The organism is Rhizobium sp. BR 315 (genome assembly GCF_050577975.1).
In the GTDB taxonomy this organism is placed as follows: Bacteria; Pseudomonadota; Alphaproteobacteria; order Rhizobiales; family Rhizobiaceae; genus Rhizobium; species Rhizobium miluonense.
Genome location: NZ_JARWKZ010000005.1, coordinates 111,147 through 134,882 on the forward strand (window position 1 = coordinate 111,147; position 23,736 = coordinate 134,882).

The following is a 23,736-nucleotide window of genomic DNA, read 5'->3' on the forward strand; positions in this document are numbered from 1 at the left end:
CATCGTGCAGCGCAACAAGACGGAAGGATAGGCCCCATGAAAGCACTGCTGCTCATCGACATCCAGAACGGCTTCTGCCCCGGCGGCAACCTGCCAGTTCCCGACGGAGACCTGGTGGTGCCCGTCGCCAACGAGCTCATAGACAGCGGCAAATACGATATGATCGTGGCCTCGCAGGACTGGCATCCGGCCGGTCACGGCAGCTTCGCCTCTGCTCATCCCGGCAAGAAGCCGTTCGAAATAGGCACGCTCTCCGGCAAGCCGCAGATGATGTGGCCCGACCACTGCGTCCAAAATACCGAAGATGCCGAATTCCACGCCGATCTCCATGTCGACGCCGTCGATTTCATTCAGCAGAAGGGTCAGAATCCCCTAGTGGATAGCTACTCCGCTTTCCGCGACAACGACCAGGCGGCCCTCACGGGTCTTGCGGCCTATCTGCGTGATAAAGGCGTTACCGCGCTCGATCTCTGCGGATTGGCGACGGATTATTGCGTGAAGTTCTCGGCTCTCGACGCCGTCGAAATGCTACCCGGCGTTTCCGTCCGCTTCATCGAGGATGCGAGCCGCGGCATCGACCCCGCCGGCGTCGAGGCGGCAATAGAGGAAATGCGTGCGCGAGGCGTCGCAATCATCGATAGCAACGATGCGCTTGCCTAAAATCAATCTGCGACGCTAAACCTTCCCTAAGGAAAATTATGCAAACTGCTCCCGATCAATGAGATATCGGGGCCTTCGCGTGCAATCGATCACTATCAATGGGCGGTTTCTCGGCCAGCCATTATCCGGCGTGCAGCGCTTTGCGCGCGAGCTGACGCTGGCGCTCGACCGAAAGATCGCGGCAGGTTCAGTGCCCGCCGCATTGAAGGGCGCAAGATGGCGGCTGGCCGTGCCGCGCAATACGCCCGTCGACATTGGGCTTTCCGCCATTGAGGTCGATTCCTTCGGTTCCGGTCCTGGTCACCTCTGGGAACAGACATCGCTGCTTTCGCGCTCGCGCGGCAGCCGTCTGATCGGCTTCGGCGGCAGCGGCCCGCTCCTGCATCGCCGCCAGGCGGTCGTCATCCATGACGTCACGATTTTCCGCCATCCGCAATCCTTCAAGCGCAGCTACCGCCTGCTGCACGGCGCGCTGGGCACGGTGCTGACGCGCACCGCCAAGATCGGCACGGTCTCGGAATTTTCGCGCGAGGAGATCGCGTCGGTTTTCCGCGTCTCCGCCAATGGCATCGACGTCGTCTACAATGCCGTCGATCATTTTGCCGCCATCCAGCCGGATGAAACCATCATCGAGCGGCTCGGATTGAAAACGAACGGCTTCTTCCTTCTCGTCGGCACGATGAAGCCGAACAAGAACCTCGACTTCGCCATCCGCGCCTTCGAGGCGCTTGATGACGAAAACCAGAAGCTCGTGGTTGTCGGCGGCACGGCCCCGACCGTGTTCAAGTCGGATGGTCAACAGTCCAATAACCGGCTGCTTTTTCCCGGCCGCCTTACGGACGCGGAAATCGCCGCGCTGGAGCGCCATGCCACGGCCTTCGTCTTTCCGAGCCTCTATGAAGGCTTCGGCATCCCGCCGCTGGAAGCCATGACGCAGGGCTGCCCGGTGCTCGCAGCCGATATCCCCGCCGTCCGCGAAGCTTCGGGCGGTGCCGCCCTCTATTTCGACCCGACGCGACAGGAAGAGCTTGTCACTGCTATGCAAAGGATCGCCACGGATGATGCACTGCGCGAGGATCTGCGACGGCGCGGCCATGAGAATGTCGCCCGCTTTTCCTGGGATGGCAGCGCCGAACGCGTGCTGTCCATGCTGGAAGCTCTCTGAAAAGCCAGTGCACTTCCAGGAAAAGTGCGCAGCGGTTTTCCGTCCGGAATGCGTAAACAAGAAGATAGGGCATTTTCACGATTCGAAGAAAAGCGGAAACACCCTAAGATCAGGCTTGCGGCCGAAACATGGTGACGAAATAGCTATAGAGGCCGAGCAGGCAGAAGAGCGCGCCGCCAACTACGCCTACAGAAACCGATAGCCAGAGCGAATAGTCGAAGCCTGCAGTGGCCAGTACCGGCACGGCGAGACCAATGGCGGAGAGGATGACCGGCTGCCAGACGAAATCGAAAGGCAGCGACATGAGTACCTTTACCCCGATCGCCATTACAAACAACGCGCCGACCATGCCGCCGCCCATGAGAGCAGCATCGCCGAACGAGCCGAAATAACCGCCAGCAAGCGTTCCAAGGTTCAACAGCACGCAGTCGACCATGGCGAGCAGGAAAATCGTCAGCAACCGGTGCTGCAGATGCGCAGGCGTCGGCGACATGTTGAACGTCAGGGCGCGGCATGCAGAAAGGCCGATCACGAAAGGTGCGACCGTCAGAAAGCCATCGCGCATACCTGCAGAAATGACCAGTTGCGCCACGGGTTGCAACAAGGCGAAGATGCCGGCTGCCGTCATCAGCGTAAGGCCAGTCAGCAGAGAGTAGTAGTCACCGAGCTGTTTCCTGAAGGCAGGTGTCGCTCCTTCGCGATCATAGGCGGCGACCACGTCCGGATACTGGATGGCCTGCAAGGCCGAAACGATCAGCACGAATGGCCGCTGCAAGAGATCGAGCGCCAGCAGTGCGCCTGCCGCCCCTCCGACCCCCAGCGCCGCCGTCAGGATTGACTTCAAGCCCAGTGGCGCCAGCATACCGAGCACCGACGCGCTGGCCGCAACACTGCCATAGACGAAATGCTTGCGGACCAGCGGCGGCTCGAAGCGGGCAGCCTCGTGCAGGTTGTCGCGGGTTAGAAACACAGCCCATAGGCCATAGCCGAGATAGCCTGCCAGCAGCCCAACGATTGTAGAGGTGAAGTTCGGAGCAACGACTGCCCCGGCGAGCGTGCCGACAGCAAGAATGGTAGCGCGCGATCCCTGCAGGCGCGAGAAGGCGCGAAATTCCTGACGGAAGCGCAGCATGGTGAGGTGCAGATCGCTGCCGCCCTGGAGAACCGCGACCAGGCCGCCGAGCACCGCGATCTCTCCCGGAACCGAAAAGAACATCGAGGCCGAGGCCGCAACCAGGCAGATTGCTGCGCATGCGGCAAATTCAATGGTCAACGCCTTCCGCTCCAAAGCCTCGCTCCCTGGCGCCGAACCTGGATAGAAACGGCTGCAGGCATAGCGGATCCATTCGAAGCAGAAGATTGCCGCAAACTGGCTGATCGTTATGAAAAGCGAATAGGCCGCATAGTCCGCCGGCGTCAGCAGATGCGCCACCGCGATCAGCAGCCCGAAGGCCACTGCCGCCTGATAGAAATATGCTGCCAATGCCACAATCTTTGCCATGCTGTCAGCTAACAGCAAAAGATTGAGAAAAGCGCTAATCCGAAACGGAGGAATCCTGAGCCGGATGATCGTCGCCTCCGGCGAGTACTACCGGCAAGGCAGCGCGCTGGCGGCGTCGGGACACGGTGCTTCTATTTCCGTCTCGCCTCTTCGCTCATCCAGGCAATAACCGTCTCCAAGGCTGCCGATTTCCGATAGCGCGGCCAGACGAGGTAGAAATCGGAGGGGCCGCTCAGCGATCCCTCGATGATCTGCGTCAAGCGACCCTCAGCCAAGTCTTGCGCAACGAAATCGCGATTGGCAAGCACGATGCCCTGCCCGGCAATGGCGGCCTCGATGGCGTGCGATGTCTGGCTGAAGCTGATCCCCTTGTAAGAAGCCTGCGCCGCCCCTCCGAAGTGCCTGTCTATGAATTCCGGCCAGGAATTATGGGCGTCATGGAGCAGCACATAGCCCGCAAGCTCCTCCGAGGTCTTCGGCGGCTCCCGATCCCGCAGTAGTGCCGGGCTGCAAACTGCAATGATCTCCTGTTCGAAGAGCAGCTCGGTCGCCAATCCCGGTCCGAAGGGCGGACGCCCGTAGCGAACGGCAAGATCCACCCCATCCGCCTGAAAGCCGGACATGCGCTCTGTCGCGAGGATATGAAGATCGAGGTCGGGATGACGGGCCGTAAAATCCGGCAGGCGCGGGATCAGCCATTTCGATGCGAATGTCGGCGTGGTGCTGATGGTGAGCCTGACGGGTTGCGGCCTGAGATCACCCGTTGCCTGGGCTATAATTTCAAAGGCGCGCCTGATATCGGCGATGTAGCCGCGCCCCTCGCCCGTCAAAACCAAACTCCGCGGCATGCGCTCGAACAGCTTGACGCCAAGCTCCGCTTCCAGCCCGCGGACCTGCTGTGCTACCGCGCCCTGCGTCACCCCAAGTTCCTCGGCAGCCAGCGTGAAGCTATGATGCCGCGCGGACACTTCAAATGCCTTTAGGCCATTCAGGGAAGGAAGTTTACCGAGTAAACCGTTCATGCGATAGTTTTTCTACTGACAATCGAGAGCTTAACTGCTTCGTCCTCGCGTGAAGAAAATGATATTTCATCGGAGAGTTTGAAGCAATCAGCCTTTCCAGACCAGCACGATGGAGGAATCACATATGTCGATAGAAAAAGTGGCTGTTATCACCGCAGGCGGCAGCGGCATGGGCGCCGAAAGCGCCAGACGCCTTGCTGCCGATGGATTCAAGGTGGCTATTCTGTCGTCCTCCGGAAAGGGCGAGACCCTTGCGCAAGAGCTCGGCGGCATCGGCGTCACCGGCTCCAACCAGTCCAATGACGATCTGAAGCGCCTCGTCGATGCCACGATGGAGAAGTGGGGACGGATCGATGTGCTCGTCAACAGCGCCGGCCACGGCCCGCGCGCGCCGATCCTCGAGATCACCGACGAGCAGTGGCACACTGGCCTCGACGTCTATCTGATGAACGTCGTCCGTCCGGTCCGCCTCGTCGCTCCCATCATGCAAAGGCAGAAGTCCGGCGCCATCGTCAACATCTCCACCGCCTGGGCGTTCGAACCCTCGCCAATGTTCCCGACCTCTGCCGTATTCCGCGCGGGCCTTGCCTCCTACACGAAGATCTTCGCCGACACCTATGCCGCAGATAATGTGCGGATGAACAATGTCCTGCCCGGCTGGATCGACAGCCTGCCGTCAACCGAGGAGCGCCGCGACAGCGTGCCGATGAAGCGCTACGGCACCAGCGCCGAAATCGCCGCCACCGTCGCCTTCCTCGCCTCCGACGGCGCCGGTTACATCACCGGCCAAAATCTCAAGGTCGACGGTGGATTGACCCGCTCGGTCTAGTCCCGGCAAGAGATCCAACCATTTCGCTTTCGCTCTCCCGAGCCTTGCCTGGGGGAGCGTTTTCGTTTGGAGTATAATGACGGAGATTAAGCCGTCCCTGACTTGCCGGCGCCGAGAGTTGCGAACCTCGTAGGTCGAAAGCGACGCCGCAGCCGGTGGCGCTTGCCGCTCCCGAATTGCTTTTTTGCACTGCACACGTTAGAAGGCCCCCGCGAATTCAGGGGACGGAAACGGGCGGCGTGGGACGGCGCTGCCTTGGGAGGAGTGTCACTATGAACGTCATCAGCACGATTGCCGCCTTGCGCGAACGGCTTGCTGAGCATCGCAAGTCCAGCCGCAGGATCGGCCTGGTGCCGACCATGGGCTATCTGCATGGCGGCCATATGGAGCTGGTCTCCCGCGCCAAAGCCGAGAACGACATCGTCGTCACCTCGATCTTCGTCAATCCACTGCAATTCGGCGCCAATGAGGATCTGGCGAAATATCCGCGCGATCTCGAGCGCGACAGCGCCATGCTGCGCGACGCCGGTGTCGATTTCCTCTTCGCACCCGACGTGACCGATATGTATCCGCGCCCGATGGAGACGCTGGTCGATGTCCCGAGGCTCGGCGCGGAGCTGGAGGGCGCCGTTCGCCCAGGCCATTTTGCCGGCGTCGCAACCGTCGTCACCAAGCTCTTCAATATCGTCCAGCCGGACAGCGCCTATTTCGGCGAAAAGGATTATCAGCAGGTGGCGATCATCCGCCGCATGGTCGAAGATCTGGCGCAGCCGGTTCGCGTCGTGCCGGTGCCGACCGTTCGCGATGTGGATGGCCTGGCCCTGTCCTCACGCAACGTCTATCTCTCGAAGGAAGAGCGCGCCGCCGCCGTCGTCGTCCCGAATACGTTGGCGGAAGCCGAAAGGCTCTATGGCCTTGGCGTCGACGATCCATCCGCATTCGAGGAAGCTCTGCGGGTTTTCATCGAAAAGGAGCCGCTTGCCACCGCCGAAGTCGCCGCCGTCCGCCATCCCGACACACTGGAAGAACTGACGAAACTGCAAGGCCAGCCCGTACTCGTCGCCCTGTTCGTACGCATCGGTACCACCCGCCTGCTCGACAATCGAGTCATCGGTCGCAAGCCGTCCGCCAACGAAAGGACCGCTTGAGATGAGCACTGTCGGACACACCAAGCGCAAGACGCCTGCCGCCATTGCAGCTATGAAAGGCACGCGACCCATCGTCAGCCTGACGGCTTACACGACACCGATTGCCCGCCTGCTCGACCCGCATTGCGACCTGCTGCTGGTTGGCGATTCCCTTGGCATGGTGCTCTATGGCATGGAGACGACGGTCGGCGTCACGATGGAGATGATGATCGCCCACGGCCAGGCCGTCATGCGCGGCGCAAAGCACGCCTGCATCATCGTCGACCTGCCGTTCGGTTCCTATCAGGAGTCGAAGGAACAGGCCTTTCGCAATGCCGCCCGCATCCTGAAGGAAACGGGTTGCGACGGCGTGAAGCTGGAGGGCGGCGAGGAAATGGCGGAAACCGTCTCCTTCCTCACCTCTCGCGGAGTTCCGGTCTTCGGCCATGTCGGCCTGATGCCGCAGCAGGTCAATACGACCGGTGGCTATCGTTCCCTCGGACGCTCGGACAAGGAAGCAAGCAAGATCCGCCACGATGCCAAGGCGATCTCGGAGGCCGGCGCCTTTGCCATGGTGATCGAAGGCACGATCGAGCCACTCGCTCGCGAGATCACCGCCGCGGTCGCGATTCCGACGATCGGCATCGGCGCATCTGCGGCTTGCGATGGGCAGATCCTTGTTTCCGACGACATGCTTGGCCTGTTCAACGATTTCAAGCCGCGTTTCGTCAAGCATTTTGCCGAATTGGCACCCCTGGTCTCGAAAGCAGCAGAAGCCTATGCCGAGGAAGTGAAGGCACGCACCTTCCCGGCCATCGAACACACTTTCCAACCAAAGAAATGAGACTCTGTCAGCCCTTGGCAGGCTCCTTTTCAAGCAGATAGATCGCCTCGCCGAAGTCCTCCATCTTGCTCATCAGCGCTGCGTGAGCATCGCGCAGGCCCTGATTGTAATAGTATGGTCCGATCTCGGTCGTGAGGAAATCGAGCAAGAACTCGGCCGGCAATGTTCCAAGCGTCTGATCGAGTTCCTCGGAGAAATAGCGCTGAAGACGAGCGACGATCGCCGCCTTCTCTTCCTTCGTGAAGGTGATCTTCTTCATTCTCCGCATCTCCCATTTTGCAAGCAGACCCAAGCAACTGCTTTAAGAAAATCAATTAATCCATCAAGTAAATTGAATTGCTGCTTCCGCGCTCACGGCTTACAGCTCTCGCCATTGAACAGCGCTCGGGGGCAGATGCGCAAGGGGTGCGATGATGTCGTACTTCGTGCCCGGTCTGCGTGCTGGACTGCAATGCGGCATCCGGACGAAACCACCGGGTTTTCCACAAAGGATAGAGCGGACGATGAGTCGCGCGGATTTTTTTGAAGGCACGAAGGGTGGTATTGCCGTCGGCCTTGCTGCGGCGCCCTTCGGCGCCTTGTTTGGTGCGCTGGCCCGCGATCAAGGCATGTCGCTCGGCGAATTGACCCTGATGAGCGGCACCGTCTATGCCGGTGCCAGCCAGATGGTGGGGCTCGATCTATTCGGCCACAAGGTTGAGGCCTGGCTCATCGTTCTGTCGATACTGGCGGTAAACTTCCGTCATGTGCTCTATTCGGCTGCGATTGCGCGCTACATCAAGCACTTTTCCGTTGTGGAGAAGTTCTTCACCTTCTTCCTTCTCGTCGATCCGCAATTTGCCGAAACGATCAAGCGGCATGAAAGCGGCAAGGCGGTGACCTTCGCCTGGTACATGGGCTTTGCGGCGATGGTTTACATTCCCTGGGTGGTTATCAGCCTGATCGGCGGCCTGCTCGGGAGCCTAATCGGCGATCCGAAGGCCATCGGCCTCGATATCTTGCTGCCGATCTATTTCCTCGGCATCGTCATAGGCTTTCGCAAGCGGGACAACTTCCTGCCGGTCGTGGCCGCCAGTGCCGTGGCATCCGCCATCGCATATCGCTATGTCGGCTCGCCCTGGCATGTCAGCATCGGCGCGCTTGCCGGCGTCGCCCTTGCCGCGGTGCTGCCGCCGATAAAGGCGAACCGCAAGCCCGACCTCGTCCACGAAAACCACGAGGTCTGACCATGTTCGATTTCAATCCGCATATGGTCCTGCTGATTGCGGCTGCGGCCGTGGTGACCTTCATGACGCGAATCGGCGGCTACATCCTGATCGTCAAGATGACCCGCATTCCGCCTCGCGTCGAAGCGGCGCTGAATGCGGTGCCCGCCGCGGTCCTGACGACCCTCGTCGCACCTGCCTTCTTCATCGGCGGCTGGGATATCAAAGTGGCGATGCTCGCAGCCCTTCTCGTCGGCCTGCGCTATCCTTCGACCTATATGCTGGTCGCAGGGTGGATCGTCGTGATGGCATGGCGCCATTCCGTCGGCGCCTGAAACGTTAAGAGACCCCATCCCGTTTTGAGTCGGGATGGGGCTCCTGCTTCTTAGTGTTTCAGTTCGAGCGTGGCATTTTCCAGCCATGCCCGGATGTCGTGATCATGGATCAGCGGCATCAGCGCTTCGCGCGTCCTGACGTGATATTCGTTCAGCCAATGCAGCTCGTCATGCGTCAGCAGCTCGACGAGAACCAGGCTGCGATCGATCGGGCAGAAAGTCAGCGTCTCGAAACCCAGCATCGGCATGTCGCCGCCTTCGATCCCCTCCGGATCTCGGATATAGATCAGGTTTTCGATGCGGATGCCGAAGTGACCAGGACGGTAATAGCCGGGTTCGTTGGAAAGAATCATGCCGGGAAGCAGCTCCTGCACGGCAAGCCGGGCGATGCGCTGCGGTCCCTCATGCACGGAAAGATAGGAACCGACGCCGTGGCCGGTGCCATGGGCATAATCGACGCCTGCCTTCCAGAGCGCGATACGCGCCAGCGGATCGAGATCGCAGCCGCGCGTCCCCTTCGGGAAACGTGCCGTGCTGATCGCGATCATTCCCTTCAACACCAACGTGAAGAGACGCTTCTGTTCTTCGGAGATTGCTCCGATGCCGATGGTGCGGGTGATATCAGTTGTGCCGTTGATGTACTGCGCGCCCGAATCGATGAGGAACAATTCGCCCGCCTGAATCATCCGATCGCTCGCCGTCGTCACGCGGTAGTGAATGACGGCGGCATGCTCGCCGGCGCCGGAGATCGTATCGAAGGAGATGTCCTTCAGCGGGTTCTGCATGCTCTCGCCGACGCGGGCGCGGCAGGCCTCCAGCCGTTCGGCCGCCGCAATCTCCGTGACCGTTCCCGGCTTGCTCGTCTCGAGCCAATAGAGGAATTCGACCATGGCGGCACCATCCTGCAAATGAGCGGCCGCCGAGCCGTTGATTTCGGCGGCATTCTTGCAGGCACGCGGTAGTTTGGCAGGATCGCTGCCTTCGACGATCTCGCCGCCCTCGCGACGGATGATGTCCGTGAGCGCATAGGGAGCCAGATCCGGATCGACGAGGATGCGCCCACCATTCGCCGCAGCGGCGGCCAGGCGCTTGGTGAGCTCAGCAGGCGGCAGCTGCTTGCAGATCTGTGCCAGATAGGCCTCCGCCTCGACCTTGGTCTTGCGCTTGTCAAGAAAGAGTTCCGCTGCCCCCTCGGCATGGATGATGGCACGCGCCAGTGGATGCGGCGTGTGAGGAACGTCGCTGCCGCGGATATTGAAAATCCAGGCGACCGAAGACGGATCGGTGATCAATACCGCCTTGAGGTTCTTTTCCTTGAGGTTGGCCGCGATGGTGGCAAGCTTATCCTTGGCCAGAACGCCGGCCTGGCCGATATCCTGAATGATGACGCCGCCGAGCGGCTCGGCCGGCCGGTCGGTCCAGAGCTTGTCGAGCGGATTGTGGGGGAGGAAGACCAGCTCACCGTCGATCTCAGCCAAGGCCTTTTCCAGGCGGCGCACTTCAGCACCCGTATGCAGCCACGGATCGATGCCGAGCCGGAAGCCTTTCTTGGCATGGCGCGGCAGCCAGATATGCGGCGGCTCGTTCACGAGATCGCCGCCGGCGAAAACACTGCGATCCGCCTGCTCGGCAAGCTGCGTGACATAACGGCCATCCACGAAGACCACGGCCTGAGAGTGTGTCACAAGCGCAACACCTGCCGAGCCAGTGAAGCCCGTGAGCCATGCGAGACGCTCCGAGCATTTGGCCACATACTCGCCCTGATACTCGTCGGCACGCGGCACGAGGAAGCCGTCAATGCCAAGATCACCGAAGGCGGCACGTAAGCCAGCAACGCGCTCGCGACCGAATTGCGGGGTGGAAGTGACGTCGAAAGACTGAAACATGAGCTGATCCAAGACTGGTGGAGAATCCGTGAAACTGAATTGTGCCAGTATGTTAGAGCATGATTGCCGGAAGCGCGACGTGATTTTCGGAAGCGGCCGAAAACTGTCTGCGCGATAGCGGCTCGGGCCTGCTCCCTTGCCGAATCCACCCTCGATGCCGTTAACGAATCCGCCCATTTCATGAGCATCGTTGACCAAATATGACAACTTCACGGCACGAAACATGCATCTCGCGCATAGCTCCCATGAAGCCTCCCCCCTGCCACGCAAGCGGGAGAGTCGCTATATCCGCCACATCAAACGGGGTTCGCGAAGAACCCGCTCAAACCAAGGACTAAAGACAATGTCTATCACTCGCTCCGCATATGTTAGCCCGGCGCTGGCTGGCGAGCGTCGTACCGTACGCCACTCCGTTGGCTCGCTTCGTCAGCTCGAAGTCGAAACCTCGAGGGCAATCGGCGCAAGCCGCGGCGGTCACCGCTAAGAAGCTTACAAGCTACGCGTTCTAAGCGATCGCAATCCGGTTCTCCTCCTCCCTCCCGGATCACGATAAGAACGCTAGAGCCCGCTTGAGCACTCCTCCACACACGCTCGCGGGCAAGATCGGCGAAAGCCGGTCTCAAGGCGGTGCCTCGGCACCGCCTTTTTTATTTGCTTGCAATCGGATCGGCAGGAAGTGACCGGCTCAGGGCCGGTCGAGATGGATGGTGACCCAGCCATTGCGCCAGATCGTGCGCACATGGCGCAGATGAACGCCGTTATAAGCCGCCAAAACCTTCCAGCGCTGCTCGGCCAGGATACCGGAAAGAATGACCGAGCCGCCCGGCGCCAGATGCGCCACCAGCTGCGGCGCCATCTTGATGAGCGGGCGCGCCAGAATATTGGCGATGATCAGATCGAAGGGGCCATGGCGAGAAAAGGCCGTGGAGTGAAACCCCGGCGCAGTCTCCAATGCAATACCCGAAGCGATCCCGTTGCCGCGGACGTTTTCGCGCGCGACGCGGACCGCAACCGGATCGATATCGGTCGCCAGAACCGGAATGTTGCGCAGCTTGCGCACCGCGATCGCGAGAACACCGCTGCCGGTGCCGAGATCGAGCGCATTGCGCACGCGACGGCTGGCAAGAACCTTCTCGATCGTCTCAAGGCAGCCAGCCGTCGTTCCATGATGGCCGGTGCCGAAAGCCTGCCCGGCCTCAATCTCGATGGCGATATCGCTTGCGCCGACCTTGTCGCGATCATGCGAGCCGTGAACGAGGAAGCGCCCGGCGCGTACCGGCTTCAACCCTTCCAGCGACTTAGCAATCCAGTCGATATCGGGGATGACTTCCTTTTGGACGGACAATCCGGAAAAATTCGGCTTCAGGAGCGCCTCAAAACGGCTGCGGACGTCTTCTTCGTCGTCGGCATACAGATAGATGGAGGCTTCCCAGATATCCTTCTTCTCGTCGATCTCGGTCGTCGCGATCGGCAGTTCCTCATCCTCGAAAACCGGCGTCATCAGGTCAAGGATCTGCCCTGCCTCTTTCTCTGTTGTCGTCACATAAAGGCGGATTTCGCTCAACTCGTCGCTCTTTCTCGTTTTTACTCGGCCCAGTCGATCCAAGGCGGCCTTGGCGTATCGTAACCGGCTATACTCCGAAGCAGGGTCCGTCGCGCCGGTCCGAAGCGCAAAAGCAGCGGTGCAAAAAGATTGCGCGCCGCGATTGCCAGCGGATTTGTCATGGTGATCAGTCGCGTCAGGCCATAAGTCTGCTTCAACACTTGTTTTACGGCGGGAATTCTTAGCGCCGAATACTCCTGTTCGCGGCCTTCCGCAATGAGCCAGGCAAGCCAGCAGGCATCTTCGATACCGAGATTCATGCCGCGCGCGCCGGCCGGCGAATGGATATGGGCGGCATCGCCAGCCAGAAAAACATTGCCTTTGGCCATCGGCTCGACATGACGAAAATGAACGCGAAACTGCGAGGCCCAGATCCTTTCGGCAACTGCTGCGGGATGAACGATCCGGCTTTCGAAATCCTCCAGCGTCGAAATATAGCGAATGACATCCGATGCCACCGGCAAGCGGCCGATCATGCCGGGATCCAAGACCGAAACATCGCCGAAATGGGTATCGATCGGGCCGGCATAGCGAAAGTCAACGAGATAGAAATAGGCTTCCAGCGCCTCGCCCGGGAAGCCTGCTCCCATGGCCTTGCGCACGACGGAGTGGGCACCGTCGGCACCGACCAGAATGTCTGGGCGAACCGTTTCCATCCCGCCGTCCGGGTGCCGAAGCGTGACCTCCGGCTTCTGCAAATCGGCAATCTCGCTCGCGACGATCGCCGTCTGCCATTCAGGTGCGATACTATAACTCGCAAGCGCCTCCATCAGCAGACGTTCCGTATGCCCCTGAGCCAAGCCGCGGATGGCGCTGAAGCGGCCGCTCACCTGCCTTGGATCCAGCTCGAAAAGCGTCTTTTCGCCGGAATGGAAACGGAAACAATCGATGGATTGGGCAGCGTCGATGATACGCTCCGCGACACCGGAGGGAGAAAGCAATGTCAGCGTACGGGCGTTGACGCCAAGAGCGCGGCTCTCTTCGGCGGGCGTCGGGCCGGAGCTATCATCGACGATGCGCGGCGCAAAGCCGCGCCGGGCAAGCTCGAGCGCCGCCGTGAGACCGGCAGGCCCCGCCCCTGCAATCAAAATGGATCTTCTTTCCTTGCTAGCCCCGTTTCCCATCCAAACCCCTATCCCTTCTTGATCAGCTTCTCCAGCTTCTTCACCGCCACGTCCGGATCCTCCTGATAGGCGATGGTTCCGGCAAAGCCGCCGGACGAATCGAGCAGGAAGACCGAAGCGGTATGATCCATCGTGTAGTCGCCGTTCGGCTGCTTCTCATCCGCCGGTACCTTCTTGGCGTAAACCCGGAATCCCTTGATCATATCCATCACCTTGGCGGGGTCGCCCGAAATGCCGGTTATGCGCTTGGACACGTTGGAGACATATTGGCTCATGATTTCGGGCGTGTCGCGCTCGGGATCGACGGTTACGAAATAGGCATTGAGCTTGGTTCCATCCGGATCGACCTTCTCCAGCCAACCGTTCAGCTCGAACAGGGTCGTCGGGCAGACATCCGGACAATGCGTATAGCCGAAAAATACCGCCGAAGGCTTGCCGCGAAATGCCTGCTCGCTGATCGGCTGGCCGCTCTGCGAGACCAGCGTGAAGGCCACGCCATACGGCCCCGCTGCGGCTACCTCGGGCGTCTTGCCGCCGCCGAAGCTCAGCCAGCCCAATATGCCGGCGACGATCAATACGGCCACCCAGACACCAATTCGCACGCTTCTCATGACTGCATTCCTCATCCAACCCCGGCGACGGCACCTGAAAGCCGGTGGCGTCGATCTACCCGTCGGTGTAGCGGCTCAAAGTAGAGGACGCAATTCAAGAAGACGTGCCGAACAAGCCGAAATTGCCGCAGCAAGCGAGCCACCACTTCAAGTGCTTCCGCATTCCCCCGCACACGCCTCTCGCAGGGTCGCATAGATAAATTCTGTTTCAGTGTTAAAGCAATCCTAACCAGTCCGCGCGAACATCTATCGCAAATGTCGAGCTCGACTTCGGCCATCGCTGCCGGAACGCACGGCAGACCGATTTACTTCAGAAGGGCATGACGCCCGCCGGGTACAGCCAGGCGTTTCCCGCCGACGCACCGGACGCTGCCGCTGCTCAAGCCGCTTCAGCCGATCTTTCTTTTCAATCGCCAGCGCCGCTTGCCACCGGCGCCAAACGGGAAGCCTTCAATCATGACGAACGCCATCAAACAAGCCGGCGCCTATCTGGAAATCGTCTCCTTCCACCTCGGCGATCAGGAGTTCTGCATCGACATCATGGCCATCCGCGAAATCCGCGGCTGGGCGCCCGTGACGCCGATGCCGCATACGCCGCCTTATGTGCTCGGCCTGATCAACCTGCGTGGCGCCGTAATCCCGGTCATCGACATGGCTTGCCGCCTCGGCATGAAGATGACGGAGCCCTCCGAGCGCTCAGCCATTATCGTCACGGATATCGCCGGCAAGCTCGTCGGCCTGCTGGTCGAGCAAGTTTCCGACATGATGACCATCAAGAGCGAGGATCTGCAGCCGGCGCCGGAGATCATTCCGGAGGTACAGCGCGCCTTCTGCCGAGGCATCGTGGCCCTGGAGAAATCGATGGTCTGCTTCCTCAACCTCGACACGATCATTGCCGATCAGCTGGCACAAGCCGCGTAACTTCAAGAAGTTAGCACAAAATAAAAATCGCCCTGGAGCCTCGCTTCAGGGCGATCGATTTTTGTGTGACCAGCATTGGCAGGGGTGTAGCCAACGCGCCAGTCAGCAGGCCGTGAACAAGCGGAAGAGTCACCTCCCTTGTTCATTTTCGAAATTGCATCAAAAAGGTGCAGACCGAAAGCAACCAGAAGGAATTCGACAACCCAAGAGTATGACTTTTTTTGGTACTATCCTTCTATCGGTTGTCATTGAGGTATTCTGGTAACTCTATTTTGGCTTGCCGTTCTTCCAGTTAACGTTCTGGCCGAACAGAGGTATCGTCGAAATCGCCATTTTAGCCGACCCATCCGTCAGCTGGCGTGAGTGGATGAGATAGACCAACGTATCGTTCTTCTTGTCGTAGATGCGGGTGACAACCAGCTTCTTCCAGATAAGCGACAATCCGGCGCGGAACACTTCCTCGCCGCTCTGCGACAGGTTGATACTGCCGATCTCGATCGGTCCGGTCTGGCGGCAGGCGATGGAATTGTTGGAGGGATCTTCGAACCAGTTGCCCTTGCGCAATCGGTCAATGACGCTGCGATCAAAATAGGTCACATGGCAGGTGATGCCCGAGACTTGCGGATCCGGCACGGCATCGACCAGAATATCGTTACCCGTCCAGTCCACGCCAACCTTGCCAACCACCTCGGCAGAGGCGGAAACAGGCGCCAGGGTCAAGAAAGATGCGGCAATGGCGGCGCAGAATTTCAGTGAGGTCATCGATCATCCTCCAACATCAGCCGCAGGGAGCGAGAGCGGCTCCGCTAAGGTAAGACGGCGAATGACCGATGCAAGAGACTGCGGCTCGCAAAGCAGTGCCCGTTAAAAGGCATCGACGGCAATTCTCGTCGAGAGGCGCCATCGCCAAGGCAACGGCGCTTCCCAACATGGAGGAGAGGCGGCTCTCACTTGTTCTCGATCGCGATCCTGCCCGTTTCCAGCAGCGACTTGAGATTGGACAATATCTTCGGCCAGCCACCGGAGACCGCTTCGATGAACTTCGAATTCTCAAGCTCGATCGTGTGGGTGACCGTCAGTTTGACGGCGTCGGCGGCGGGCTCCAACTCCATGACGCAACGCGACCAGCCCTCGGCTTTCAGCTCTGGTCTGAACTCATTGCGCCATTTGAAGGCGATGCGCCGCGGCGGTTCGAATTCGGCGATTTCCCCCGTGTCGGCGATGCGGCCATCGGGAAAAAGCATCTTCCACGGCGAGCCGACCTTCCAATCGGTCTCGTGCGTCATGTCGAACCAGTATTGCCTGATGAACTCCGGTGTCGTCAGTGCCGACCAGAGCTTCTCCGGCGAAGTGCGGATGAATGTGACGTAGACGAACTTGCTTCCAGTCATGTCATTTCTCCTTGTTTCACTATTCTTGCTTCTCGGGCCTATGAACCGCCCTCGCCTTCAAGAGCCTTCTTCAATGCCGAAAGCGCGCTCAGCTGCCGGCGCTCGAACTTGCTGATCCAACGCTCGGCAATCTCGTTGATCGGCACCGAATTGATGAAATGCAGCTTCTCCCGCCCCTGTCTCTCGGTCGACACCAGATTGGCCTCCTCCAGAATGGCGAGATGCTTCGCCACTGCCTGTCGGGTCATGGCCAGATCCTCGCAAAGCGCGTTCAGCGTCTGGCCGTTGTGCTCATGGAGTCGATCCAGCAATTGCCGCCGACTGGTGTCCGCCAGAGCCTTGAAAACCGCGTCGTCATTCATATCAATACGGAACCATCTGGTTGCCTATATCTCTCTTATAGGCAACCAAATGGTTGCCTGTCAAGTAATCTTTGGAGGGCACAGCCGTAATCGATGGTAGCAAAATTGGAGGAAGACAATTGACAACGACCCCATCGCATCGGATCATCGCTCCATGATCGCAATTCGCACCACGGCAATGCATCTTATCACCATCTCTCCCTTTGCAGGGCGAGTGGAAGCTGTGTTGCGCTGAGCTAACTGCGATCCATCTCAACCCTGCCGAGGCGAGCAGGGTTGAAATCTCCTTGCTCTCCTCCCCAATACCAAGGAGAGCCCATGTCTTTCGACGAACAAGAGCCCGTTAAGCGACGATCAGGCAAAGTCGGCCCGATCGAGATCCGTGCGACGCGGCCGTCCGATGCCGAAGCGATCGCGGCGATCGCCAATCTTCCCGGTTTCCGCGCCGGCACCTTGCGCCTGCCCTTTCAAAGCGTCGAGGAAACCCGGGAATGGCTGGAAAAGCCCGCCCCCAACTCGACCCGCCTTGTCGCGGAGGTCAACGAACAAGTCGTCGGCAATGCCGGCCTCAACCGGCTTTCCGGACGACGGATGCACATCGGCCAGATCGGCATGGGTGTGCACGACGATTTCACGGGCTGCGGCGTCGGCTCGGCGCTTCTTGCCGCGCTTGTCGACAGCGCCGACAACTGGCTGGCGATCAAGCGCCTGGAACTCACCGTCTTTGTCGACAATGCACCGGCGATCCGGCTCTACGAGAAATTCGGCTTCGAAACCGAAGGACGCCTGCGCGCTTTTGCATTCCGTAACGGCGAATATGTGGACGCCTTCACGATGGCGCGCTTAAGACTCTGAACGATCGAAGGGCGGTGGGTCACGATCCCGCCGCCATCTCTTATCCGCCGATAAAATCCAGCCACTCGTCCTCGGTCATGATCTGGACGTTGAACTCCCGCGCTTTGTCGAGCTTCGAACCAGCGCCCGGTCCTGCTACGACAATATCGGTCTTTTTCGACACCGAGCCGGAAACCTTGGCGCCTAGGCTCTCTGCCTTGGCCTTGGCTTCATCGCGGGTGAACTTTTCCAAGGAGCCGGTGAAGACAACTGTCTTGCCGGCAACTGGGCTCCCGGATGTCACGGGCTGCTCGGCCTCCTGAGGCTGCACCTCTTTGAGCAAGCTTGCGATCACCTCGGTATTGCGCGGCTCCTTGTAGAATTCGACGATCGCACGCGCCACCACCTCGCCGATACCCTCGATATTGTTGAGGTCGTTCCACGCATCGCCTGAAAGCGGGGCCGCCTCTTTCATCGCCACCTCGAAGGCTTGGTAAGTGCCGTAGGAGCGTGCAAGCAGCTTGGCGGTCGTCTCGCCGACATGACGGATGCCAAGCGCGAAGATGAAGCGGTGCAAGGCAATCTGCCGCCTCTCATTGATGGCAGCATAAAGCTTGCCGACGCTGACCTTACCGAAGCCGTCGATATTTTCCAGCTTCGCAAGCGACGATTGCTGGCGCTTCTCAAGAGTGAAGATGTCAGGCGCGGTCCTGATCTGCAGTGCCTGATCTTCGCTCTCGAAAAAGAAATCGATCTGCTTCGAGCCCAAACCTTCGATATCGTAGGCATTGCGCGAGACGAAATGCTTGAGATGCTCGGTCGCCTGCGCCCGGCAGATAAAGCCGCCGGTGCAGCGGGTCACGGCATCGACCTTGCCTGTCTTTTCGTTGATGTCCCGCACCGCGTGGCTGCCGCAGACCGGACAAACCCTGGGAAACTCATAGGGCGCGCTCGACGCTTCACGCTTCTCCATCACGACATCGACGATCTGCGGGATGACGTCGCCTGCTCGCTGCACGATCACCATGTCGCCGACGCGGATATCGCGGCCATCGCGGATCGCCTCGCCCTTGTTGCCGATACCTTTGATGTAATCGGCATTGTGCAGCGTCGCATTGGTGACGACGACACCACCGACCGTGATCGGCTCAAGCCGCGCGACGGGCGTCAGCGCACCGGTGCGGCCGACCTGGATATCGATGCCGACGAGACGTGTGAACGCCTGCTCTGCGGGAAATTTATGTGCCGTCGCCCAGCGCGGCGAGCGCGAGCGGAAGCCAAGGCGAGCCTGAAGTTCCAGGCTATCGACCTTGTAGACCACGCCGTCGATATCATAATCGAGATCGGGTCGCTGCAGGCCGATCTCTTCATAGTGGCCGAGAATATCGGCGACGGAATGCAATCGCGCCATCAGCGGATTGACCGGGAAGCCCCACGATTTGAAGGCCTGCACCATGCCATATTGCGTATCGGCCGGCATGTCCGACATCTCGCCCCAGGCATAGGCAAAGAATTTCAGCTTGCGGCTGGCCGTTACCTTCGCGTCCAGCTGGCGTAGTGAACCAGCCGCGGTGTTGCGCGGGTTGACATAGGTCTGCTTGCCCTCGGCCTCCATCTGCGCATTGAGCGCCAGGAAATCGCTCTTCGCCATGTAGACCTCACCGCGTACCTCGACAACAGCGGGCGCGCCTGCGGGCAAGGTCTGGGGGATCTCCTGGATAGTTCTGATATTGGCGGTGACATTTTCGCCGGTCGTGCCGTCGCCGCGCGTTGCAGCACTCACCATCCGCCCATTTTCGTAGCGGATCGACATGGAAAGACCATCGATCTTCGGCTCGGCGGTAAAGGCAATCGAATTATCCGGAAGCCGGCCGAGGAAGCGATAGACGCTCGCAACGAAATCCTCCACATCTTCCTGCGAAAACGTGTTGTCGAGCGACAACATCGGCCTTGCATGAACGACAGGCGCGAAGGTCTCCGAAGGTGCTGCACCCACCCGACGCGATGGGCTGTCGGCGCGAACCAAAGCCGGGAACCGGGCTTCGATAGCGTCATTGCGCCGCTTCAGCGCATCATAGTCGGCATCCGAGATCTCCGGCGCGTCCTTGCCATGATAAAGCGCATCGTTGCGTGCGATCTCCGCGGCCAGATAGGCAAGCGCGGCGGCCGCTTCGTCTTCGGTCAGATCTTCGACGGGCTTCTGTTCGGTGCTCATGAATCGACACTCCCCGATTTCGGAGATGTTTTAGAGCACTTCGAGAAAAAGTGTGAAGCGGTTTTCCGCCCGGAGCGCGTAAAAACAAAGAGAAAAATCAAGTGGTGGGACGTGTGCAGCGATCAGCCGTTGCCTGATAGCAGGCGCTTAGCAGCCGCCCTCGCCTCGTCCGTCACCGAAGCGCCAGCAAGCATGCGGGCGATTTCCTCGGTCCGATCCTTGGGCTCCATGGTCGCCACGCGTGTCGAGATTTTTTCCGATCCATCTGCGACCGGGCCTTTGGAGATCAGGAGATGTGTCCCGGCGCGTGCAGCGACCTGTGGTGCGTGCGTGACGGAAAGCACCTGCACGCGATCGGACAGGCGTTTCAGCCGCTGGCCGATCGCATCGGCGACCGCACCGCCAACACCGGTATCGATTTCATCAAACACGAGGGTTGGCGCCGAACCGCGATCGGCGAGCGCCACCTTCAGCGCCAGCAGGAAACGCGACAGCTCGCCGCCGGACGCGACCTTGGTGATCGGACCGGGGCGCGTGCCGGGGTTGGTCTGCACATGGAATTCGACAACATCGATGCCCTCGGCCGTACCGGCGTCCCGGTCGCTGGTGATTTCCACCATGAAACGCGCCCGCTCTAGCTTCAGCGCCGGCAATTCCGTCATGACGGCGGCGGCAAGGGCCTCGCCCGCATGGCGACGCTTCTCCGACAGGCTGCGAGCGGCGACATCATATTCCGTCTTTGCGGCAACCAATTCGGCATCCAGGCGGGCCAGCTTCTCTTCGCCAGCATCGACATCGGCAAGATCGGAAACCATGCGCTCGGCGAGAGCCGGAAGCTCGCTTACGGGCACCGAATATTTGCGCGAGGCCGCGCGGAGCGCAAACAGCCGCTCTTCGACCCGCTCAAGTTCGCGCGGATCGTATTCCGTCTTGCGCAGTGCGGCCTCTACTTCCATCTGCGCATTGGAGAGCTGGTCGAGAGCCGCGTCGAGCAACGCGACAGTATCCTCCAGCAGGCCCGGCGCCTCATGGCTCTTGCGCTCGAGCCGGCGGACCAGCGAAGCGATATGCGGCACGGGCGAGGCGTTGCCGTTCAGGAACTCCGAAGCCTCGGCGATATCGCCGGCGATGCGCTCGGCTTTCATCATCCGCGAGCGCTTTTCGGCGAGATCATCCTCTTCGCCGTCCTGCGGCGACAGCTTTTCCAGTTCTTCGACGGAAGCACGCAGATAGTCGGCCTCGCGGGCCGCCTTCTCCACCTGCTCCCTGTGCTTCTTCAAGGTGCGCTCGTTATCGCGCCATGCCTTGTGCAGCCTGCCGACCCCTTGCGCCTCTTCCGCCAGACCGGCGAAAGCGTCGAGCAGCATGCGGTGTGCATCCGTATCGACAAGTGCACGGTCGTCATGCTGTCCATGGATTTCGACGAGAAGCTGCCCGATCTGGCGCATAAGCTGAACGCTGAGCGCCTGATCGTTGACAAAGGCCTTGGTGCGGCCGTCGGCAGATTGAACGCGGCGAAAGATGAGATCGCCGTCGTCATCGAGGCCATTCTCGCGCAAGAGCTTGCGAGCGGGATGTTGCGTGCCGACCTCGAAAACCGCCGTTACCTGACCGCGGTCCTCTCCATGACGCACGAGACCGCCATCGCCGCGCCCGCCAAGGGCCAGCGACAGGCTATCAAGCAGGATGGATTTGCCTGCACCCGTCTCGCCGGTCAACACCGAAAGTCCGGACTCGAAGGCAAGATCCAGCCGCTCGATCAAAACGATATCGCGGATCGAAAGCTGGATCAGCATCTGCGCTCAATCTCACGTCCCAAGAAGAAGTTTCTTGCCCGCTCTGGAAATCCACGAACCGGAGTTTTCGCTCGGCTCCACGCCACCCTTCTTCAGCAGCTGAAAGGAATCGGAGTACCAGCGGCTGTCCGGATAGTTGTGGCCGAGAACGGCGGCTGCCGTCTGGGCTTCAGGCACGATGCCCATCGCGTAATAGGCCTCGACCAGACGCGCCAAGGCTTCCTCGATCTGGTTGGTCGTCGGGTACTTCTCAACGACGATGCGGAAGCGGGAGATGGCGGCAAGATAATCCTTGCGCTCAAGATAATAGCGGCCGACCTGCATTTCCTTGCCGGCGAGCTGGTCGCGGGCAAAGCGGATCTTTTCCTGCGCGTCGCTGACATATTGCGACTTCGGATAATTGGTGACGAGCTTGCTCATCGCCTCGATCGTCTGCTGCGCCGCGCGCTGGTCCTGCGTGATGTCGACGATCTGCTTGGCGTAGGACGAGCCGACCAGGTACTGGACGTAATCGGCATCTTCGGAGGCCGGATACTGCCGCAGGTAGCTATTGCCTGTCTGCACGGCGTCGTCGTAGCGACCTGTACGGAACTTCACGAAAGTGCTCATCACCATCGCCTTGCGCGCCCATTCGGAGAAGGGCTGCTGCTGGTTGATGGCATCGAACTTCTTGCCGGCTTCCGTCATGTTGCCGGCCTTGATATTGGCGAGGCCCTGATTGTAGAGCAATTCCGGCGGATCGGTATCGACACCGAGCTTGGTGATGTCGATATCCTTCTTCGTATTACAACCGGTCACCACAGCACTGGTACCAGCCAGGAGAAGCGATACGAGCAAAGCCCGTGCTGCGATATTCATGCTTTCAGACCTTGCAAAACTCATCGGATCACTGTCCCACTAGCCGTCGTTGCGGAGACGGCGTTCTCTCGCTGGCGTTTCTAGCCGTAAAAACACCATCAGGGCAACGCATTGATGATGCATTAACGCATTTTTGTGGCAAAGGCCGGATTTCAGCAGGCTTTAATCACTGTTTTGACAGGGAATTCCTTTGCCGCCCACCTGATTTTCACGTCCTGCTCCAACCGAAGACAAAGCTTGCGAGTCGCCTGTCAAAAAAAGAGCCGCTCCTCATCAGAGCGGCACTCAATTTCATTGCGATTCCGAAAGATCACGCCGACCAGGGGGCGAATTCCGGGGCGTTGACCGGAACGAAATCGCGGCTGTGAGCACGCTGACGCTGCGCCGAGGACTCAACGACGTCATAAGCACTGGGATCGCTCAGCAGCGCCTTGAGAGCATTCGCATTCATCCGATGGCCGCCGCGATAGGAGCGGTAGTGGCCGATGAACTGCGCACCCGCAAGCGCGAGATCTCCAACGGCATCCAGCGTCTTGTGACGAACGAATTCATCCTTGGCGTAACGCAGGCCTTCGACGTTGATAACCGTATTGTCGTCGGAGATGACGACGGAATTCTCAAGCGACGAACCCAGCGCGTGGCCCGAAGCCCAGAGGCGCTCGACATCGCGCATGAAGCCGAAGGTGCGCGCACGCGACAGTTCGGTCTTGAAGCTCTCGGCGGTCAGGTCGCCTTCCCACTTCTGTCGGCCAATCAGCGGGCATTCGAAATCGATCTCGACTTCGAATCGCGTGCCGTCATATGGACGAAACTCGCACCAGGAACCGCCGGCCTCGATGCGCACCGGCTTGGTGACGCGGATATAGCGACGTTTGGCGCTGAGCGAGACGATACCGGTCTGCTCGATGGCTTCGATGAAGGGATAGGAGCTGCCGTCCATGATCGGCATTTCGGCGCCGGTGACTTCCACGACGACGTTATCGAGGCCGACCGCGTAAATCGCAGCCATGACATGCTCCACCGTCGCAACGGAGCGCGCCGGAGAAAAGCCAAGAACCGTGCAGAGATCCGTATTGCCGACCTGCGAGGAAACGGCGCGCAGCTCGGTCACATCGCCATTACCATGCAGGCGCTGGAAAACGACACCGGTGCCTGCCTCAGCGGGATAGAACGTAATCGACACATTGGCGCCGGAATGAACGCCGATACCCGAAAGTGTCACAGGGTTTGCAATGGTGGTCTGAAAACCCAGCAATCCGATTGCCATATAATTCTGCCTTCGTCTGTCTGATCCATGCTGGGTGGCCATCTTCGGACGCTTACCCTTCTCGCCGGTTCAGTCTGTTAACTATGCCGCTCTCTTACAAAAGCTCGCTGCCAAATGTGATTCCGCAGCCTTGCTTGGTATTTACATACGCGCCGAGGCACAGCATTCCAAATCACTGTT

At 59.8% G+C, this 23,736-nt stretch carries 23 protein-coding genes; 9 read left to right on the forward strand and 14 right to left on the reverse strand.

The window, feature by feature from the left end; all coding sequences use genetic code 11:
* Window positions 1-36: 36 nt before the first annotated feature.
* Both pncA and QD409_RS08295 read left to right on the forward strand, forming a co-directional pair.
* A complete protein-coding gene (gene pncA / locus QD409_RS08290; protein ID WP_092853288.1) occupies window positions 37-660 on the forward strand; it encodes a bifunctional nicotinamidase/pyrazinamidase in 624 nt (207 codons plus the stop codon).
* Between the two features lie 79 nt (window positions 661-739).
* Window positions 740-1,825 carry a glycosyltransferase family 4 protein gene (locus QD409_RS08295; protein ID WP_092853326.1) on the forward strand — a complete coding sequence of 362 codons (1,086 nt, stop codon included), beginning with the start codon at window positions 740-742 and terminating at the stop codon, window positions 1,823-1,825.
* Between the two features lie 109 nt (window positions 1,826-1,934).
* Here the strand turns inward: QD409_RS08295 and QD409_RS08300 are convergent, their stop codons facing one another.
* Together QD409_RS08300 and gcvA are read right to left on the reverse strand one after the other, a co-directional pair.
* The gene (locus QD409_RS08300) at window positions 1,935-3,326 is read right to left on the reverse strand and encodes a hypothetical protein (protein ID WP_430762398.1); all 1,392 of its coding nucleotides are present in this window, start codon (window positions 3,324-3,326) and stop codon (window positions 1,935-1,937) included.
* A 131-nt stretch (window positions 3,327-3,457) separates the two neighbouring features.
* Entirely contained in the window at window positions 3,458-4,348 is an 891-nt protein-coding gene (gene gcvA / locus QD409_RS08305; protein ID WP_092853284.1) for a transcriptional regulator GcvA, read from the reverse strand.
* 124 nt (window positions 4,349-4,472) lie between these two features.
* Here gcvA and QD409_RS08310 point away from each other — a divergent pair, with 124 nt between their 5' ends.
* The 3 genes from QD409_RS08310 to panB all read left to right on the forward strand — a co-directional run bounded on the left by QD409_RS08310 (window position 4,473) and on the right by panB (window position 7,148).
* Window positions 4,473-5,177, forward strand: a complete 705-nt coding sequence (locus QD409_RS08310; protein ID WP_092853282.1) for an SDR family oxidoreductase — start codon at window positions 4,473-4,475, stop codon at window positions 5,175-5,177.
* A 272-nt stretch (window positions 5,178-5,449) separates the two neighbouring features.
* Window positions 5,450-6,325 (forward strand): pantoate--beta-alanine ligase, encoded by an 876-nt coding sequence (panC, locus tag QD409_RS08315; protein WP_092853280.1) that lies wholly within the window; start codon window positions 5,450-5,452, stop codon window positions 6,323-6,325.
* A gap of 1 nt (window position 6,326) precedes the next feature.
* Window positions 6,327-7,148 carry a 3-methyl-2-oxobutanoate hydroxymethyltransferase gene (gene panB, locus QD409_RS08320; RefSeq protein ID WP_092853278.1) on the forward strand — a complete coding sequence of 274 codons (822 nt, stop codon included), beginning with the start codon at window positions 6,327-6,329 and terminating at the stop codon, window positions 7,146-7,148.
* A 7-nt stretch (window positions 7,149-7,155) separates the two neighbouring features.
* On the opposite strand, the gene QD409_RS08325 is transcribed toward panB, so the two are convergent.
* Window positions 7,156-7,407: a DUF2164 domain-containing protein gene (locus QD409_RS08325; RefSeq protein ID WP_092853276.1), complete on the reverse strand. Its 252-nt coding sequence runs from the start codon at window positions 7,405-7,407 to the stop codon at window positions 7,156-7,158.
* A 244-nt stretch (window positions 7,408-7,651) separates the two neighbouring features.
* On the opposite strand from QD409_RS08325, the gene QD409_RS08330 reads away from it, so the two are divergent.
* Together QD409_RS08330 and QD409_RS08335 are read left to right on the forward strand one after the other, a co-directional pair.
* Window positions 7,652-8,374 carry an AzlC family ABC transporter permease gene (locus QD409_RS08330; protein ID WP_430762399.1) on the forward strand — a complete coding sequence of 241 codons (723 nt, stop codon included), beginning with the start codon at window positions 7,652-7,654 and terminating at the stop codon, window positions 8,372-8,374.
* A 2-nt stretch (window positions 8,375-8,376) separates the two neighbouring features.
* The gene (locus QD409_RS08335) at window positions 8,377-8,688 is read left to right on the forward strand and encodes an AzlD family protein (RefSeq protein WP_430762400.1); all 312 of its coding nucleotides are present in this window, start codon (window positions 8,377-8,379) and stop codon (window positions 8,686-8,688) included.
* A 50-nt stretch (window positions 8,689-8,738) separates the two neighbouring features.
* On the opposite strand, the gene QD409_RS08340 is transcribed toward QD409_RS08335, so the two are convergent.
* The 4 genes from QD409_RS08340 to QD409_RS08355 all read right to left on the reverse strand — a co-directional run bounded on the left by QD409_RS08340 (window position 8,739) and on the right by QD409_RS08355 (window position 13,912).
* Window positions 8,739-10,574 (reverse strand): aminopeptidase P family protein, encoded by a 1,836-nt coding sequence (locus tag QD409_RS08340; RefSeq protein WP_430762401.1) that lies wholly within the window; start codon window positions 10,572-10,574, stop codon window positions 8,739-8,741.
* A gap of 685 nt (window positions 10,575-11,259) precedes the next feature.
* Complete coding sequence (locus tag QD409_RS08345; RefSeq protein ID WP_092853270.1) at window positions 11,260-12,138, reverse strand: 50S ribosomal protein L11 methyltransferase; 879 nt, start codon at window positions 12,136-12,138, stop codon at window positions 11,260-11,262.
* A gap of 20 nt (window positions 12,139-12,158) precedes the next feature.
* Window positions 12,159-13,301, reverse strand: coding sequence for an FAD-dependent oxidoreductase (locus tag QD409_RS08350; RefSeq protein WP_430762402.1), 1,143 nt, complete (start codon window positions 13,299-13,301; stop codon window positions 12,159-12,161).
* An 8-nt stretch (window positions 13,302-13,309) separates the two neighbouring features.
* The gene (locus QD409_RS08355; RefSeq protein ID WP_430762403.1) at window positions 13,310-13,912 is read right to left on the reverse strand and encodes an SCO family protein; all 603 of its coding nucleotides are present in this window, start codon (window positions 13,910-13,912) and stop codon (window positions 13,310-13,312) included.
* A gap of 456 nt (window positions 13,913-14,368) precedes the next feature.
* On the opposite strand from QD409_RS08355, the gene QD409_RS08360 reads away from it, so the two are divergent.
* Entirely contained in the window at window positions 14,369-14,833 is a 465-nt protein-coding gene (locus QD409_RS08360; protein ID WP_092853322.1) for a chemotaxis protein CheW, read from the forward strand.
* A 267-nt stretch (window positions 14,834-15,100) separates the two neighbouring features.
* On the opposite strand, the gene QD409_RS08365 is transcribed toward QD409_RS08360, so the two are convergent.
* The 3 genes from QD409_RS08365 to QD409_RS08375 form a co-directional block, all read right to left on the reverse strand.
* Window positions 15,101-15,595, reverse strand: coding sequence for a CreA family protein (locus QD409_RS08365; RefSeq protein WP_092853264.1), 495 nt, complete (start codon window positions 15,593-15,595; stop codon window positions 15,101-15,103).
* A gap of 185 nt (window positions 15,596-15,780) precedes the next feature.
* Window positions 15,781-16,224 (reverse strand): SRPBCC family protein, encoded by a 444-nt coding sequence (locus QD409_RS08370; RefSeq protein ID WP_092853262.1) that lies wholly within the window; start codon window positions 16,222-16,224, stop codon window positions 15,781-15,783.
* Between the two features lie 38 nt (window positions 16,225-16,262).
* Window positions 16,263-16,586 (reverse strand): ArsR/SmtB family transcription factor, encoded by a 324-nt coding sequence (locus QD409_RS08375; protein WP_092853260.1) that lies wholly within the window; start codon window positions 16,584-16,586, stop codon window positions 16,263-16,265.
* A 318-nt stretch (window positions 16,587-16,904) separates the two neighbouring features.
* On the opposite strand from QD409_RS08375, the gene QD409_RS08380 reads away from it, so the two are divergent.
* Window positions 16,905-17,441 carry a GNAT family N-acetyltransferase gene (locus tag QD409_RS08380; RefSeq protein WP_092853258.1) on the forward strand — a complete coding sequence of 179 codons (537 nt, stop codon included), beginning with the start codon at window positions 16,905-16,907 and terminating at the stop codon, window positions 17,439-17,441.
* 40 nt (window positions 17,442-17,481) lie between these two features.
* Here QD409_RS08380 and ligA read toward each other — a convergent pair whose 3' ends face one another.
* The 4 genes from ligA to lpxC form a co-directional block, all read right to left on the reverse strand.
* Window positions 17,482-19,635: an NAD-dependent DNA ligase LigA gene (ligA, locus tag QD409_RS08385; protein WP_430762404.1), complete on the reverse strand. Its 2,154-nt coding sequence runs from the start codon at window positions 19,633-19,635 to the stop codon at window positions 17,482-17,484.
* A 122-nt stretch (window positions 19,636-19,757) separates the two neighbouring features.
* Window positions 19,758-21,431, reverse strand: a complete 1,674-nt coding sequence (recN, locus tag QD409_RS08390) for a DNA repair protein RecN (protein ID WP_430762405.1) — start codon at window positions 21,429-21,431, stop codon at window positions 19,758-19,760.
* A gap of 12 nt (window positions 21,432-21,443) precedes the next feature.
* Window positions 21,444-22,313 (reverse strand): outer membrane protein assembly factor BamD, encoded by an 870-nt coding sequence (locus QD409_RS08395; RefSeq protein WP_430762406.1) that lies wholly within the window; start codon window positions 22,311-22,313, stop codon window positions 21,444-21,446.
* A gap of 286 nt (window positions 22,314-22,599) precedes the next feature.
* The gene (gene lpxC, locus QD409_RS08400) at window positions 22,600-23,556 is read right to left on the reverse strand and encodes a UDP-3-O-acyl-N-acetylglucosamine deacetylase (protein WP_092853250.1); all 957 of its coding nucleotides are present in this window, start codon (window positions 23,554-23,556) and stop codon (window positions 22,600-22,602) included.
* Between the last annotated feature and the right edge of the window lie 180 nt (window positions 23,557-23,736).